This window comes from Streptacidiphilus sp. MAP12-20 (genome assembly GCF_041262525.1).
In the GTDB taxonomy this organism is placed as follows: domain Bacteria; phylum Actinomycetota; class Actinomycetes; order Streptomycetales; family Streptomycetaceae; genus Streptacidiphilus.
The window spans coordinates 12,391-28,258 of sequence record NZ_JBGCCK010000026.1 but is presented as its reverse complement, the minus strand read 5'-3'; the positions used below and the strand labels follow the sequence as shown (position 1 = coordinate 28,258).

The 15,868-nt window shown below is 72.1% G+C and carries 9 protein-coding genes and 2 pseudogenes; 8 read left to right on the top strand and 3 right to left on the bottom strand.

Translation table 11 applies throughout. The features are described from left to right. Positions 1-45 precede the first annotated feature (45 nt). Positions 46-843, bottom strand: coding sequence for a DUF4389 domain-containing protein (locus tag ABIA32_RS28220; RefSeq protein WP_370101348.1), 798 nt, complete (start codon positions 841-843; stop codon positions 46-48). Between the two features lie 295 nt (positions 844-1,138). Here ABIA32_RS28220 and ABIA32_RS28215 point away from each other — a divergent pair, with 295 nt between their 5' ends. The 5 genes and pseudogenes from ABIA32_RS28215 to ABIA32_RS28195 all read left to right on the top strand — a co-directional run bounded on the left by ABIA32_RS28215 (position 1,139) and on the right by ABIA32_RS28195 (position 5,547). Then, complete coding sequence (locus ABIA32_RS28215) at positions 1,139-1,963, top strand: hypothetical protein (protein WP_370101346.1); 825 nt, start codon at positions 1,139-1,141, stop codon at positions 1,961-1,963. A 255-nt stretch (positions 1,964-2,218) separates the two neighbouring features. Continuing rightward, a pseudogene (locus ABIA32_RS28210) lies at positions 2,219-2,620 on the top strand (Crp/Fnr family transcriptional regulator); the annotation flags it as partial. After that, a pseudogene (locus ABIA32_RS28205) lies at positions 2,619-2,827 on the top strand (SAM-dependent methyltransferase); the annotation flags it as partial. The pseudogenes ABIA32_RS28210 and ABIA32_RS28205, both read left to right, overlap by 2 nt. A 114-nt stretch (positions 2,828-2,941) precedes the next feature. Beyond that, positions 2,942-4,606 (top strand): SpoIIE family protein phosphatase, encoded by a 1,665-nt coding sequence (locus tag ABIA32_RS28200; protein WP_370101343.1) that lies wholly within the window; start codon positions 2,942-2,944, stop codon positions 4,604-4,606. Positions 4,607-4,731: 125 nt separating this feature from the next. Then, positions 4,732-5,547: a thioredoxin domain-containing protein gene (locus tag ABIA32_RS28195; RefSeq protein WP_370101340.1), complete on the top strand. Its 816-nt coding sequence runs from the start codon at positions 4,732-4,734 to the stop codon at positions 5,545-5,547. A 32-nt stretch (positions 5,548-5,579) separates the two neighbouring features. Here the strand turns inward: ABIA32_RS28195 and ABIA32_RS28190 are convergent, their stop codons facing one another. Next, positions 5,580-5,741: a hypothetical protein gene (locus tag ABIA32_RS28190; RefSeq protein ID WP_370101337.1), complete on the bottom strand. Its 162-nt coding sequence runs from the start codon at positions 5,739-5,741 to the stop codon at positions 5,580-5,582. 338 nt (positions 5,742-6,079) lie between these two features. Here ABIA32_RS28190 and ABIA32_RS28185 point away from each other — a divergent pair, with 338 nt between their 5' ends. The 3 genes from ABIA32_RS28185 (at position 6,080) to ABIA32_RS28175 (ending at position 11,693) form a co-directional block, all read left to right on the top strand. Beyond that, positions 6,080-9,118, top strand: coding sequence for an alpha-mannosidase (locus ABIA32_RS28185; protein ID WP_370101335.1), 3,039 nt, complete (start codon positions 6,080-6,082; stop codon positions 9,116-9,118). Between the two features lie 205 nt (positions 9,119-9,323). Continuing rightward, positions 9,324-11,129 (top strand): 3-oxosteroid 1-dehydrogenase, encoded by a 1,806-nt coding sequence (gene kstD, locus ABIA32_RS28180; RefSeq protein WP_370101552.1) that lies wholly within the window; start codon positions 9,324-9,326, stop codon positions 11,127-11,129. A 144-nt stretch (positions 11,130-11,273) separates the two neighbouring features. Then, positions 11,274-11,693: a molybdopterin-binding protein gene (locus ABIA32_RS28175; protein ID WP_370101333.1), complete on the top strand. Its 420-nt coding sequence runs from the start codon at positions 11,274-11,276 to the stop codon at positions 11,691-11,693. A 161-nt stretch (positions 11,694-11,854) separates the two neighbouring features. On the opposite strand, the gene ABIA32_RS28170 is transcribed toward ABIA32_RS28175, so the two are convergent. Continuing rightward, positions 11,855-15,712, bottom strand: coding sequence for a S8 family serine peptidase (locus ABIA32_RS28170; RefSeq protein ID WP_370101332.1), 3,858 nt, complete (start codon positions 15,710-15,712; stop codon positions 11,855-11,857). Positions 15,713-15,868: the final 156 nt, after the last annotated feature.

Below are 15,868 nucleotides of genomic sequence, written 5' to 3'. Positions count from 1 at the left end.
TCACGGCCGGGACGGTCCCAGCCGCACAACAGTCCCAGCCCCGCCTCAGCGGTGCGAGGCGTACCCAGGGGTGGACGTGTTGGTCGTCGTCGACCCGCTGTCGCTGGTCTGCACGGTCGGCGTCACCGCGCTGCTCACCGCGCCCAGCACCAGGAAGAGCACGACCAGCCCCTTGGCCGCACCGGACAGCAGCAGCGGCCGCGACGCCGAGCGCCGCTCGGCCAGGGCCAGCGACTCGTCGCCGAAGAGACGCTTGGGGTAGGCGGCCGTCAGCATCGACGAGTACGCGCCGAATCGCATCGCGAAGCGCGCGGTCGCCGCTGTGGCCTCGAAGAGCGGCTGTGGGAGCCTGCCCATCACCAGGGTGATCAGCCACACGAAGAAGCTCACGGCGTACCAGCCCGACATGACCAGGCTCTGCACGATCGCGGCCGGGATCATCAGGATCAGCCGGAACAGCACCGCCAGCCGGTTCAGCTCCGCAGGGTGCAGCTCCACCTGTACGGGGTAGTCGGGCGCGGCGAAGGCGAACGGCGGATACCGGTCGACGAGCAGCATGCTGTAGGCGTAGACGCGGGTCTCGTACCGCAGCAGCCCGGCCAGGTAGCGCGCCACGGGACCGGGCAGCCGCCCCAGCACCAGCGCGGCGAACCACCCGACGACCACGACGAAGAACCCGATGAAGCCGAGCACCGCCAGCACCACGTAGTGCGGCACGGCCAGCAGCCACCGCAGCAGCACCGTCCAGCGCCGCTGCCGCCCGGGGGCCGGCAGGTCGAGCTCCGGTACCACCTCGCTGCTGGGCATGGGCGGAACCGGGGCCGCCCACGTCTGATTCGCCATCACCGGGCTCCTGTCGCTCGTGTCAGGTCAGCATCGCTCGCGCGCGACCGCTCCGCGCGCCGGGTACACCCGCCGGGACGAACAGGAGCGCTGCTTGTCATGTGCAGCGCGCGTCGCGTCCGCGCGCCGGTACGCGCTCCGATGCGCCGCCGCGCCCACGCGTCGCCGCATGCGGAACGGACCATGACAGAAGAGGGACAGCACAGCGACCCGCAACGCAGAAACCGGCAGCACAGGCACCCGCAGCACAGACGCTCCACCGCACACCAGATCAGCACCGGAGGACCGCACCCCCATGGCGCCACGCCACCCCAACGCGCGATTACGCGCACTCGCCCACGAGGCAGGCTGGAGCGGCGCCGCTCTCGCCCGTGCCGTGAACCGGACCGGCGCCGAGACCCGTCTGACCCTCCGCTACGACCGGACCTCCGTCGCCCACTGGATGGCCGGCACCCGGCCGCCCGCCCCGGTCGCGGCGCTGGTCGCCGAGGCGCTGTCGCGCGGCCTCGGGCGCCCGGTCACCCTCGCCGACGCGGGCCTCGAACTCGCGCCGCCGACCGCTCCGCTCCCCCCGACCTCCCCAACCTCCCCAACCTCCCCGCACTCCCCGCACTCCCCGCACTCTCAACACTCCCCCGGCCTGGCACTCGCCGCCCTGGACGCCGAACCCGCCCGCAACCATCCCTACAGACTCGCGCTCGCCGATCCGGTCCACCTGCAGACCGGTTCCGCAACCCCCCTCCCCACCCGCCATCCCACCCCTTCAGCCGCCGGCGTCCCCGTCACCCGCGCACACGTCCGCTCTGCGCAGGCGATGCTGCACACCTTCACCAGCGTCGACGCGGCCTTCGGCGGCGGCCACTCCCGGTCCGCGCTCACCGGTTTCCTGCGCAGCAGCGTCGCCGAGTGGCTGAACGCGCCCGCCCCGCCCCGGACCCGCCACGAACTGCTGCTCTGCGCCTCCCGATTGACCTGCCTGGCCGGCCTGATGTGCTTCGACGACGAGCAGCAAGGCACTGCCCAGGGCTACTACCTCATCGCCGCCCGGCTCTCCGTCGAGGCCGACGACGCCCCCGGTCACGCCACCGCGCTGCGCGCGCTCAGCGCCCAGGCGCACTAGCTCGGCCACCGCGACCAGGCCCTGAGCCTGGCCGAGGCCGCCGCCGCGCACGCCCTGCGCCTGCTGAGCGCCGGCGCCAGGCCTTTCAACGCCCACGAACTTCAACGTGCCCGCCCCGCCAGGCTCCCCCACGCCGGTGACCCGTGCCGCTTACTGGGACCAGGGAACCGCACTCGCCAACCCCGGCAACTCACCAACCCCTGCAACTCGCCACCCGCACGGCAACTCGCCACCAGCACCGAGGAGGAGAAGCCCATGTCCATCGAGGCCACCGAGAGCTCCGCCGCCGTCAACGGCAGAGCTCCCGACCAGCAGAGCCTCAGCACCCAGGCCGCCCGCAATCTGGCGACCACCACCAAGTCCGCGCCGCAGATGCAGGGCATCAGCTCCCGCTGGCTGCTCAAGTCGCTCCCGTGGGTGGACGTCGCGGGCGGCACCTACCGGGTCAACCGACGGCTCAGCCTGGCCGTCGGGCGGGGCCGCGTCGACTTCGTCCAGAACGGCGCGGACGACGTGCGGATCATCCCGGAGACGCTGCGCGAGATCCCGGCCCTGCGCGACGTCGAGGACACGGCGCTGCTCGCCGAGCTCGCCTCCCGCTTCACCGCGCGGGAGTTCCGGGCCGGCGAGGTCGTCGTCGAAGAAGGCTCGCCCATACATCTGCGACATCCACCCCCGCAGCACCTACTTCAAGGAACTGGCCGCCAACCGCCTCGTCCCGGTCAACGTCATCGACCTCACCGCCGCGACCATCCCTGCTGGGAGCTACGCGCCAAGTCGCACCTGGTCACCGGCATCGAGCGGAGCTTCCTCGACGCCTACAAGGACGGCAGCTTCCAGTACCTCCTGATCGCCGCCGACCGCGCCTCAGCGGCGCGCCCGATTGCGCGCGACCGGGGATCTGTCGACATAATCGGTCTGACATATCGACTGAACGACTGAACGACAGCGCCCTGGTCTGCGCTCGGAGGGGCAGGCGTGGTGGAACCGGAGCTCGCCGAGGCGGTCGTGGCCGCCCGGGCCGGGTCCTTCGCCTGGGACATCGTCACCGGCGCGATCCACTGGGACGCCTACGTCTGCGAACTCGTCGGCGTCGCGCCTGACGACTTCACCAACCGTGCGGACGCGTTCTTCGCCGCCTTGCACGCCTCCGACGCCGCCCGCCTCGCCGCCGCGACCGCCGAGGTCCTCGAACGCGGCGGGCCCTATCGCAACCACTACCGCATCGTTCACCCGGACGGCGCCGTCCGCCGGATCGAGGAGCGGGGCGAGGTGCTGCTCGGCCCCGACGGGCGACCGACCCGCATCATCGGCCTGCTCGTCGACCACACCGCCGACGGCAGGGACCCCGGCTACCCGGCCGTGGCCACCACGCTGAGCAGTGCCGTCCCGGAAAGCGAGGCCGGTCCAAGCAGTACAGTCGGCCCGCACAGCTCGGCGGACTCCTTCCTGCTGACCATCACCCGCGCACTCTCCCGGGCCATCACCGTCGCCGACGTCATGCGGGTGCTGACCGACCTCGCCCGCCCCGCGCTCAACGCGGAGACGCTGCTGGTCCACCTCACCCCGACCGGCAACCTGCACGAGGTCGGCTCCACGCCCCTGCACGAACCCGCCCCGGAGCACCTGCACCCGCTCCGGCCGGCCGGAGCCGCCGCGCTGCGCGAGGCGATCGCCCGGGAGCAGCCGGTCTTCGTCGAAGGCGTCACCGCGCCCACGCCCGCCGCGCCCAGCTCCGGTCCGCCGATCACCCGCTCGTGGGCGGTGCTCCCCCTCGCCGCCTCCGACCAGCGGATCGGCGGCTGCATCTTCGGCTATCCCGGCATCCGTCACTTCGACGAGCGGCTGCGCAGCACCTTCACCGCGCTGAGCGGCATCGCCGCGCACGCGTTCGGCCGGGCCCTGCTCCACGACGCCGAGCACGCGCGCGGCGTCGAGCTGCAGCGGGCCATGCTGCCGCGTCGGACTCCGCGCATCCCCGGCCACACGGTCGCCGTCCGCTACCGGCCGGGGACGGCCGGGATGGAGGTCGGCGGGGACTGGTACGAGGTCCTGGAGCTGGACGAGGAGCGCGTCGGCCTGGTCATCGGCGACGTCCAGGGCCACAGCGCCCGCGCCTCCGGCGTGATGGGCCAGCTGCGGATCGCGTTGCGCGCCTTCGCCCGCGAGGGCCACGACCCGGCCGAGGTGATGGCCCGTACCGGCCGCCTGCTCGCCGAGCTGGACACCGGCCTCTTCGCGACCTGCTGCTACCTCTCCCTCGAACCCGCGACCGGCCGCCTGCTGGGCGCCCGCGCCGGTCACCCGCTCCCGGTACTGATGGACGCGTCCGGGCTGCCCCGCGAGCTGGACCTGCCCGGCGGCCCGCCCCTCGGCATCGACCCGACGGCGGTCTACCCACTCTGCGAGCACCGGCTCGACCCGGGCGAGGCCCTGCTGCTCTACACGGACGGCCTGATCGAGGACCGCGCGGAGGCGTACGACGAGTCGGTCCGTCGCCTGCTCACCGCCCTCCAGCAGGACTGCCGTCGCGCTCCCGCCGACACCGGCTGGGAGGGGCTCGCCGACCACCTCGTCCGCTCCCGCCCCGCGCCCGGAACCGTCCAGGACGACCTCGCCCTGCTCCTCGTCCGCCGCGACTGAGCTTGCCCTGCGGGCGCAGGACGGGTCCTGCGCCCCGGCCCGGTCGGGACCTCCGGCCCTCCGACAGGCGGGTGCCTGCTGCCTACGGTGGAGGAACCCGCCGGCACGAGACAGGACTCCCTCCGATGAGCAACGGCAAGACCCCCGCCCAACGCACGGCCCGCGACCAGCTGCTGCGCCGGCAGCAGGCACAGCAGGAACGGGTCCGTACGCGGCGTCGCGTCTTCGTCGCGGGCGCGGTCGCCGCCGCCCTGCTGGCCGGGAGCGGCGTCGGCTACGCGCTCGGCGCGAAGAGTTCCGGCAGCAGCGGCCGCGACAGCAGCAGCGCGGACGGTCCGCTGGTCATCCCCGCCCACGCCACGGGCGCCGACGGAACGGTCATCACCTACGGCAAGGCCGACGCGAAGGACACGGTCCACGTCTACGAGGACATGCGCTGCCCGTTCTGCGAGAAGTTCGAGACCGCCCTCGGTCCGACCCTGGCCGCCATGGCGGACGCGGGCAAGGTCAAGATCGAGTTCCATATGGCGGCGTTCCTCGACAAGTCCCTCGGCGGCAAGGGCTCCAAGACCGCGCTCGCCGCACTCGGGGCCGCGCTGAACGAGAGCCCACTGAAGTTCAAGCAGTTCCACGACGTCCTGTACGCGGCGCAGCCGAAGGACGAGACGACGGACACCTACGGCTCGACCGCCACCCTGCTCGACCTCGCGGGGAAGGTCGACGGCCTGCGCAGCCCGTCCTTCAACAAGGCCGTCAAGGAGGGTACCTACCTGCCCTGGGCACAGAAGGTCGCCGACGCGTTCTACGACACCCCCGACGTCTCCGGCACCCCGGCCGTCAAGGTCAACGACACCAGGATCGAGGTCATCGGCCCCGGCCGGAACGCCATCTCCCCGCAGGACTTCACCGCCAAGGTCGACGCCGCCCTGCACCAGGGCTGAGCCGAGCCCACCGGCAGCGGGGGCCGGCCTGCTCAGCCGCGCCCGAAGGGCCACCAGCTCCTGCGCTCCTTCACCACCGGCGCGCAGGAACACCGCTGCGCGGCGGGCACGCCGGAGAGGACCTCGTCGACGTGGTTGCCGCAGCCGGCGTAGGTGTACTTACCGCAGCGGGAACAGCTGACGCGTCGGCACATGGTCGTTCTCCCTCAGGCGGCCCAGCCTCTCGTAGGCAGGCCCTCACGTCCCAGCCTACATACCCCCAGGGGTAATCTGACCAGGGGGTCGATCGCGCCGACTTTTCCGAGCCTGCCGTCGGCCGTCATCAGCCCCCTCGCACACGGCCGCGCTGCGCGGAGCGGGGCTGATCACCACGACCCGCGCGGGCAAGGCCGTGCTGCACCGCCGCACCGAACTCGGCCGTCTGCTGCTGCAACCGCGTGGCTCGATGGGGTATCACGGAGATGGCCCCGCCGATCCCCGGGGCCGGGCCAGCTCATCCTGGCCAGTTCCTCCGAGCATCGGAGCAGGTGTCATGCACGACGACCGCAGCACCGTCGAACGCCGCCTCCACCGCGTCCTGCGGGAGCGCATCGAACCCGCCGTCTACAGCGACTCGGTGCCGCTGGACGTCGCGCGCTGGGACGTGCAACAGGACGGCCTGCCCGGCGAACCGGTCCCCGTCGCCGAGGGGCTCGCCGCGGCGTACACCGCCTGCGCAGCCGACGTCGCGTGGGGGCCTGCGTGGGGGACGACCTGGTTCCGGGTCAGCGGGGAGGTGCCGCGGGAGTGGGCGGGCCGGACCGTCGAGGCGCGGCTGGACCTCGGCTTCGACCGCAATCTGCCCGGGTTCCAGTGCGAGGGCCTGGTCTACCGGGCCGACGGCTCCCCCGTGAAGGGACTCAACCCGCGCACCGACTGGGTTCGCGTCGCCGAGCGGGCGGAGGGCGGAGCACATGTCGAGCTCTACATCGAGGCGGCGGCCAACCCCGTCCTGATCCACCACTCCCCCACCGCCCAGGGGGACCGGCTGACCAGTGACGACCGCCCGCTCTACCGGCTGGCCCGGATGGAACTCGCGGTATTCGAGCCCGAGGTCTGGGAGTTGGTGCAGGACCTGGACGTGCTCGGCTCGCTGATGGAGCAGCTCCCCGAGGACGGGGCCCGCCGCTGGGAGATCCTGCGGGCCGTCGAGCGCGCGCTCGACGCCCTCGACCTCACTGACGTCGTCGGCACCGCCGCGCACGCGCGAGCGGAGCTGACGCGGGTTCTCGCCGCCCCGGCGAACGCGTCCGCCCACCGGATCAGCGCGATCGGCCACGCCCACATCGACTCCGCCTGGCTGTGGCCGCTGCGTGAGACCGTCCGCAAGGTGGCCAGGACCTGCGCCAACGTGGTGGATCTGATGGACGATCACCCGGAGTTCGTCTTCGCGATGTCCCAGGCCCAGCAGCTGGCCTGGCTCAAGGAGCACCGTCCTGAGGTCTTCGCCCGAGTCGCGAAGAAGATCACCGACGGCTCCTTCGTCCCGGTCGGCGGCATGTGGGTCGAGTCCGACACCAACATGGTCGGCGGCGAGGCGATGGTGCGTCAGTTCCTCTACGGAAAGCGGTTCTTCCTCGACGAGTTCGGCATCGAGACGGAGGAGGTCTGGCTGCCGGACTCCTTCGGCTACACCGCCGCGCTCCCGCAGATCGTCAAGCTGGCCGGCAACAAGTGGTTCCTGACGCAGAAGATCTCCTGGAACCAGACCAACCGCTTTCCGCACCACACCTTCTGGTGGGAGGGCATCGACGGCACGCGGGTCTTCACCCATTTTCCGCCGGTCGACACCTACAACTCCGATCTGGGCGGCCACCAGATGGCTCACGCCGCCCGCAACTACCGTGAGAAGGGGAAGGGTACGCGGTCGCTCGCACCGTTCGGCTGGGGCGACGGCGGCGGTGGGCCCACCCGCGAGATGCTGGCCCGCGCCGCGCGTCAAAGCGACCTGGAGGGCGCGCCCCGGGTCACCGTCGAGCGGCCCTCGGCGTTCTTCGCCGCCGCGCAGGCCGAGTATCCGGACGCGCCGGTCTGGGTCGGCGAGCTCTACCTCGAACTGCACCGGGGCACCTACACCTCCCAGGCCAAGACCAAGCAGGGCAACCGCCGCAGCGAGTCGCTGCTCCACGAGGCCGAGCTCTGGTCGGCGACCGCCGCCGTCCGGGTCCCCGGTTTCGTCTACCCGTACCAGGAGTTGGAGCAGATCTGGAAGACGGTGCTGCTGCACCAGTTCCACGACATCCTGCCCGGCAGCTCGATCGCCTGGGTCCACCGCGAGGCCCGCGCGACCTACGCCCGCGTCCACGACGAGCTGACCGCGCTGGTCGACGCCGCGCAGCAGGCTCTCGCCGACCCGGGGAGCACCGGCACCCTCGTCTTCGACGGCACCACGGGCACGGCCACCCCCGCCCCCGCGCCCGCCCTCATCCCCGACCCACCCGTCTCCCTCACCGTCCGAGCCGACGGCGGGCACGTCCTCGACAACGGCCTGCTCCGCGTCGAGATCGACGCGCGCGGCCTGATCGTCTCGGCCGTGAGCGCGACCGACGGCCGCGAGTCGATCGCGCCGGACGGCGCCGCCAACCTTCTGCAACTCCACGCCGACTTCCCGAACACGTGGGACGCCTGGGACATCGACGAGTTCTACCGCCACAACTCCACCGACCTGGTCGCTCTCGACGCGATGACCGCCGCCTCCCGCCCGGACGGCGCGGCGGTGGTCGAGATCGCCCGCAGCTTCGGCTCCTCGCAGGTCCGGCAGCAACTGACGTTGCGCCCGGACGCGCGGATGCTGGAGATCGACACCGAGGTCGACTGGCACGAGACGGAGAAGCTGCTCAAGGCCGCCTTCCCGCTCGACGTGAAGGCCGACCGCTCCGCCGCCGAGACGCAGTTCGGGCACGTCTTCCGCGCGACGCACACCAACACCGGCTGGGAGGCGGCCAAGTTCGAGATCTGCGCGCACCGGTGGATTCACGTCGAGGAACCCGGCTTCGGCGTCGCGATCGCCAACGACTCCACCTACGGCCACGACGTGACCCGCGACGTCCGCCCCGACGGAGGCCAGACCACCACCGTCCGCCTCTCCCTGCTGCGCGCCCCGCGCTACCCCGACCCGTCCACCGATCAGGGCACCCACCGGCTCCGGCACGCCTTCGTCCCCGGCGCGACCCTCGCCGACGCCGTCCGGGAGGGCCACGCGCTCAACCTCCCCACCCGCCGCGTCCCGGGCGACCGCCCGGTCGCGCCGCTGATCGCCGTGGACGGCGACGCCGTCGTGGTGGAAACGGTCAAGCTCGCCGAGGACCGCAGCGGCGACGTGGTCGTCCGCCTCTACGAATCGCTGGGCGGCCGGGCCGCGACCGCCCTCCGCCCCGGCTTCGCCACCTCGACAGTCACCGAGACGGACCTGCTCGAGCGCCCTCTCCCCGACGCGCCGCCACACCGGCTCGACGCGGACGGACCATTGCGACTCCGGCTCCGCCCGTTCCAGATCCTCACCCTGCGCTTCGCTCGCCACAGCGGCAACTGAATCTGCCACTGCGGCAGTTGCGCCACCAACCTTGACTTCGCACGGTCAACGGGCCACAGTCCTGCCACCCGCCCGCTGCTCGCCCGTCCGCTGCCTGCCAGGGCTGTGCGCCCGCGCCCGTACCGCCCCTCCCCATCTCTCGCCTCCCCCGAGAACCGGAGGGCCCACCATGTCTTCCCGCAACACCGTGTCTTCCCCCAACACCATGTCTGCCGTCAACACCGTGTCTGCCGTCGACTCTTCATCCCGTCCGTCCCGTCGGACCGTCCTGCGCACCGCCGGAGTCGGCGCCGGCGCGCTGCTCGCGAGCGGTCTGCTGGAGGCCGGCACCGCCCACGCCGACCTGCCCGTCCTGGCGACCTACGACGTGGTCGTCGTCGGCTCCGGTGCGGCCGGGATGACCGCCGCGCTGACCGCCGCCAAGCGCGGACTCTCCGTCGTGGTGGTCGAGAAGGCCCCCACCTTCGGCGGTTCGCTCGCCCGCTCGGGCGCGGGCGTGTGGATCCCCAACAACTCCGTCATCCTCGCCGCCGGCGTCCCCGACACTCCCGAGCTGGCCGCCGCCTACCTGGCCGCCGTCGTCGGCTCCGACGTCCCCGCTGACCGCCAGGCGGCCTTCCTGGCCAACGGTCCGAAGATGGTCGACTTCGTCATGGCCAACAGCCCGCTGCGCTTCCGCTACATGCCGGGCTACAGCGACTACTACCCCGAGCTCCCCGGTGGGATGCCGAACGGCCGGTCCATGGAGCCCGACCAGTTCGACGGCAATCTCCTCGGCAATCTCCTCGGCGCCGAGCTGGCCAACCTCAACCCGCCGTATCTCGCCGTCCCCTCCGGCACGGTGGTCTTCAGCGCCGACTACAAGTGGCTGGCCATCGCGGCCGTCAACGCGCAGGGCGCGGCCGTCGCCGCCGAGACCGTGGCGCGGGCTGCCAAGGCCGCGCTGCTCGGCCAGAAGCCCTTGACGATGGGTCAGGCCCTCGCCGCCGGGTTGCGCGCGGGCCTGCTCGCGGCCAATGTGCCGGTCTGGCTCAACACCCCGCTCGTCGATCTCGACGTCGTGAACGGCGCCGTCACCGGCGTCGTCGTCAACCGGAGCGGCAGCCCGGGCCTGATCGCCGCCCGACGCGGCGTGGTCGTCGGCTCCGGCGGCTTCGAGCACAACGCCGCGATGCGGGCCCAGTACCAGCAGCAGCCCGTCGGCACCGACTACACCGTCGGCGCGAAGGAGAACACCGGCGACGGCATCCAGGCCGGCCAGCGCGCCGGGGCCGCCGTCGCCCTGATGGACGACGCCTGGTGGGGACCGGCCGTGCCGCTGCCGGGCCAGGCCTACTTCTGCCTGTCCGAGCGCACCCTCCCGGGCAGCCTGATCATCAATCAGGCCGGTGGGCGCTTCGTCAACGAGGCGGCGCCGTACAGCGACGTGGTGCACGTGATGTACCAGAAGAACCCGGGCGCCCCGGACATCCCGGCCTGGCTGATCGTCGACCAGAACTACCGGAACCGCTACCTCTTCCGCGACGTCGCCCCCACCCTCCCCTTCCCGAGCAGCTGGTACTCGGCCGGGTCGGTCCACCAGGCCTGGACCTTCGACGAACTGGCCGGCCAGATCGGCGTCCCGGCCGCGGCGCTGCGCGCGACGGTCGCGCGCTTCAACGGCTTCGCCCTGGCCGGCAGCGACCCCGACTTCCGCCGTGGCGTGAGCGCCTACGACCACTACTACACGGACCCGGCCGTGATCCCGAACTCCTGCCTCGCCCCGCTCTGGCTCGCACCGTTCTACGCCATCAAGATCGTCCCCGGCGACCTCGGCACCAAGGGCGGCCTGCTCACCGACGCCCGCGCCCGCGTGCTGGACGCCTCCGGCCGACCCATCCCCGGCCTGCACGCGGCGGGCAACGCGAGCGCGGCGGTGATGGGCCACAGCTATGCGGGCTCGGGTTCGACCATCGGCCCGGCGATGACCTTCGGCTACGTCGCGGCCAACGACATCGCCGACAGCGCGTGAGTTCCGCGATTCCCGCCGACCGTCCCCCCAACGGAGGCACGGAGAATCTGCCTACCCCTGATCTACCAACCCCTCACCGGAGGCAGGCTCGCATCTGCGACAGGCTTCCTACGGGATGATCCGGGAGCGTCTACGGTCGGAAACATGACACTCAGCATTCGCAACCAGCTCCCCGGCACCATCACCTCCGTCACCACGGGCGAGGCCATGGCCACCGTCCGTGCCCGCCTCGCGGGCGGCCAGGCGATCACCGCCGCGATCACCGCGGACGCCGTCACCGACCTGAAGCTCACCGAGGGCACGAGCGTCCAGGCCGTGGTCAAGGCGACCGAGGTCTCCCTGGCCACCGGCGCGGTCGAGGGCCTCAGCATCCGCAACCAGCTGCCCGGCACGGTCACCTCGATCGCGACGGGTGCCGCGATGGCCTCGGTCAAGGTCGCCATCGACGGCGGCGACCTGACCGCCGCCATCACCAAGGACGCCGTCACCGAGCTCGGCCTCGCCCCCGGCAGCGCGGTCGTCGCGCTGGTCAAGGCGACCGACGTCTCTCTCGCCACGGCCTGATCCGCACCGCCTGACCCACACTGCTTGACCTGAACCGCCTGACCCGCACCGCCTGACCCGCACCGCTGATCCGCACCGCGCGGGCCGACCTGCCTCTCGGTAGGTCGGCCCGCGGCGAGTCCATCCAGACCACGGCGAGTCACTCGGTCACTCGGTATCGGTCACTGCACGCCGAACGCCCGCAGGATCGTCTGCGTCACGCCGTTGTGCGCGTTGTCCCACGACGTGGCCCGCAGCGACACGTAGCGGGCCCAGCGCGGCGCGCTGATCCGCGCCGTCCAGGCGTCACCGCTCTTGCCGCCGCCCCGCTGGAGCTTCAGCGCCACCGGGATCCAGCGCGAGCCGTCGTCGAAGGAGACCTGGAGCGTCGCGCCGCCGATCGTGCCCGCCCCGGTGACGCCGGGGAGCTGCGAGGACGTCAGCGTCAGCGTCGTGGTCCGCGGCGCGTCGCCCTTCGGGTCGGTGGCGACCCCGTAGTCCAGCTGGATCAGTGGGATCGACACGTATCCCGTCCCGGATTCGAAGGTCCACTCCGTCCGCGACGCGGGCGAGGTCGGGAAGACGGCGCTCTGGCTGGTCTCCGCGACCAGTCGGTACGGCAGTACCGCACCGCTCGGCGCGTCCACGTTGAGTTGCTGGTAGATGGTCGAGCCGATCGTCGTCGCGCCCTGGTAGAGGGTGACCGTCTCGTGCAGCAGATCCGGCGTGGAGCCCCACATGTTGTAGTCGTAGCCGTCGTGTCCCGCGCTGCCGTCACCCCAGCCGGGCACGTTCAGGGAGAAGAAGTCGCCCTGACGGTCCGGCAGGACCGTGCTGTCGTTGAGCCTTGGGTGGATCACCGGGGAGAGCCAGGTGGCGGCCGTGCGGCTGCCCTTGGCGTAGTCGGTGATGAGGGCCCGCTCCTGGACGAGGTCCGTGACGCCCGCTTCCTCGAACCAGGCGAAGCGACCCGCGCCCGGGCTGACCCAGTCGGTCCGGGTGGTGGCGAGCGACTGCCGGAAGTCGAAGCCGACGCCGTAGCGGTCGAAGTTCTCCATGTCGTAGCGGCCTTCGTAGCCCGGAGCGGTGACCGAGCCGCCGAAACGCTGGTCGATCCGGGCCAGTTCGCCGTCCTTCGGCCGGTACACCAGGCTGCTCGCGGGGATGCTCTTGTCCTTGCGCTCGACCAGGTCGTAGCGGAAGGAGGAGGACGGGGTCGACACGACGGTCAGCCTGACCTGCCCGCGACCGACCGCCGAGATCAACGAGTAGCCCTCACCCTGGGTCAGTGAAGCGACCTCGATCGGACTGTCGGCGGTGAAGTCGGCCGAGCCGTACCACTGCGACAGCCGCCCGACACCCGGGTTGACGACCAGCAGCAGCTTCGCTCCGGCCGCCACCGCCGCCGCGGCCTGGGCGCTGCCGACCTGGCCGGTCGTGTCGGTCGGGTCTCCGAACACCACGGCGGCCTTGCCCTTGGCGTCGATCCGGGCGAACTCGGCCGCGGTGCCGTGCCCGGCGTAGACGGCCGACAGTCTGCGGCTCCCCGCCGGGAGCAGGGTCGAGCCGTTCTGCACGATCAGGTCGGTGAAGCTCTGCTGCGGGAGAGGCGGCTCCTGCGCCGTGACCGTCAGCGGCGGCGCGGCCTTGCTCCACCGCGTGTCGAAGGCGAAGGTGCCGTCCGTGACCGGCGCGGTGGACTGGGCCCAGATGCTCGAGTAGGCCAGCGGCACCAGGAAGTTCTCGTTGAACTGTCCGCCGTCGGGCAGGCCGCGGTTCCACTCGACGCGGAGCATCTGGTCGGCGCTCCGCTTCGGCGTGACGGCGGCGACCAGGTGCGCCTGGCGGGCGTCCAGCGAGGCGCTGCGGTCGCGGTCCAGCTGCACCTGCGGCACCGAGAGCACCCCGAGCCCGAGGTCGTCCGGTGTGTTCGCACCCGGCAGGTCCGCGTACATCAGCACGGAGTACTCGCCCTTGGGCAGCCGCAGCGTGGTCGTCCCTGAGGCCGGGAGCTGGATCTGGGTGGCCGACTGGTCGCCGGTCCGGTAGATGGCGACGTAGCCGGAGAGCGGCGCGCCGCTGCGGTCGGTGGCCGAGACGGTGAGGTTGTAGCGCTCGTCCTCGCGGTCGACGCCGATCAGCGTGTGCGCGACGACCGTGCCGCTTGCGTCGCTCGCCTCGATCTGACCGTCCGTCACACCGTAAGCGGCGGCGGAGGGATCGCCGGTCACGGTCACCCGCGCGGTGCCATGCGCCGGCACGGTCACGCTGCTCGCCGAAAGGGTGAAGACGCCCGCCGGGGCCGGGCCGCCGTCCGGGCCGGTCGCCTTGGCGGCGAGCGAGAGCGTCACCGGCGCGGCGCCGGTGTTGGTGTAGGTGACCGTCCGCACCGCCGGCTTGTCGGCGGTGTGCGGCCAGGGGTAGTAGCCGGACCAGGCACTCGCCGAGGCGTCGACCGTCCCCAGCACCGCGGCCTTGACGTCGACCCGTCCCGCGCCGCCCTGGGTGACCGGTATCGCCGCAGTCTCCGCACTCGTGCTGACCAGCGCGTCCTTGAGCTGCTGGCCGGTCCAGTCCGGGTGCTGCTCCGCCAGCAGCGCGGCCGCGCCCGCGACGTGGGGCGTCGCCATGGAGGTGCCGCTCATGGTGGTGTAGTAGCCGCTTCCCGCCGCGGCGTACTGCGAGCGCGCGGCCAGGATGTCCACGCCCGGAGCGGTGATCTCGGGCTTGAGGCCGCCGTTGATGAAGCGCGGACCGGTGCTGGAGAACCACGCCAGCGCGTCCGTGCCGTCCACGGCGCCGACGGTGAGCGCCGCGTCCGCCGCTCCGGGCGCGCCGATGCCCGGGCCGCCCTGGTTGCCGGCCGCGACGACGAAGAGCGCGCCGGTCTCGGCGCTGAGCGAGTTCACCGCCTGGCTCATCGGGTCGCTGCCGTCACTCGGGTCGGTGGAACCGAGGCTCATGCTGACGACCTTGGCGTGCTCGGTGCGCGCCGCCCACTCCATGCCCGCGATGATCCAGGAGTCGTCCCCGAAGCCGTCATTGCCCAGCACCTTGCCGACCAGCAGCTTCGCGCCCGGCGCGACGCCCTTCTCCTTGCCGCCGGACGCCGCGCCGGTTCCCGCGATCGTGGAGGCGGTGTGGGTGCCGTGGCCGACGTGGTCAGTCAGGTCCTGGCCGGGGACGAAGCTCTGCGAGGCGGCGACCTGCCCGGTCAGGTCCGGATGGGCGGCGTCGATGCCGGTGTCCAGGATGGCGACGTTCACACCCTTCCCGTCGACGCCCGCGCTCCACGCGGCGGGCGCGCCGATCTGCGCGGTGCTGTCGGCGAGCATGCCCTTGACCTTGCCGTCCAGCCAGACGTGGCTGATGCCCGCCGCGAACCGCCCGCTCCCCTTCGCTTGGCCCTGGGTCAACTGCCGCCACAGTGCCGCTCCGCCGGACCGGTCCGCGGTGACGGCATCGCCGTTGATCACGTCCAGACTGCAGACCTGGGCGAGGGCATGACCGAGCCCGGCGGCCCGACTGCTCGGCGGTGCTGAATTCGAGGAGCGTGCTGACGTCGAGGAGCGTGCTGACGTCGAGGAGCGTGCTGACGTCGAGGCGTACTGCACAATGAGCGGCAGCCGTGCGCTGTGCGCGTCGTCGTAGCCGTCCGCGACCAGCCGGCTGACGTCGAAGAGCCGGCGGTCCAGCGTTCCTGCGGCGACGTAGGACATCGCCTCGGCCGGGTAGACGTACAGGTCCTTGCCCACGGTCTGCGTGAGCACGCCTCCGGTCAGCCCGTTGGGACGCTTCACCGTTGCGACGCTTCGCCCGTCCGCGATTGTCGTGAGGGTCACCTTGTCGCCAGTCAGCAGCGTGACGACGTGGACGGTCCCACCGACCGGGCGCGCAGGCGCCGCGCCGCCTGTCGTGGCGGCGTCGGCCGCTCCCGGCGGCGCCACACCCAGCGCTGCGAGCGCGGCGGCAGTCACCGCGGCGACAGTCACCGCGAGGGCGGCAACCGATCTGCGCGGACCGTGCGTTGAGCGTGACACGTGACGCCTCCGGGACTGGTGAAGCCTGCGGGACGGAGAATTGGAGGTCATTCTTCGCACCCGCCCGCTGCCCGACGCCGCCCGGACCGGGCGGAGATCCGCCATGGCGCGTTGCCGCAACTCTGCGCAAGTCATTGACGGCACATCAGCAACTGC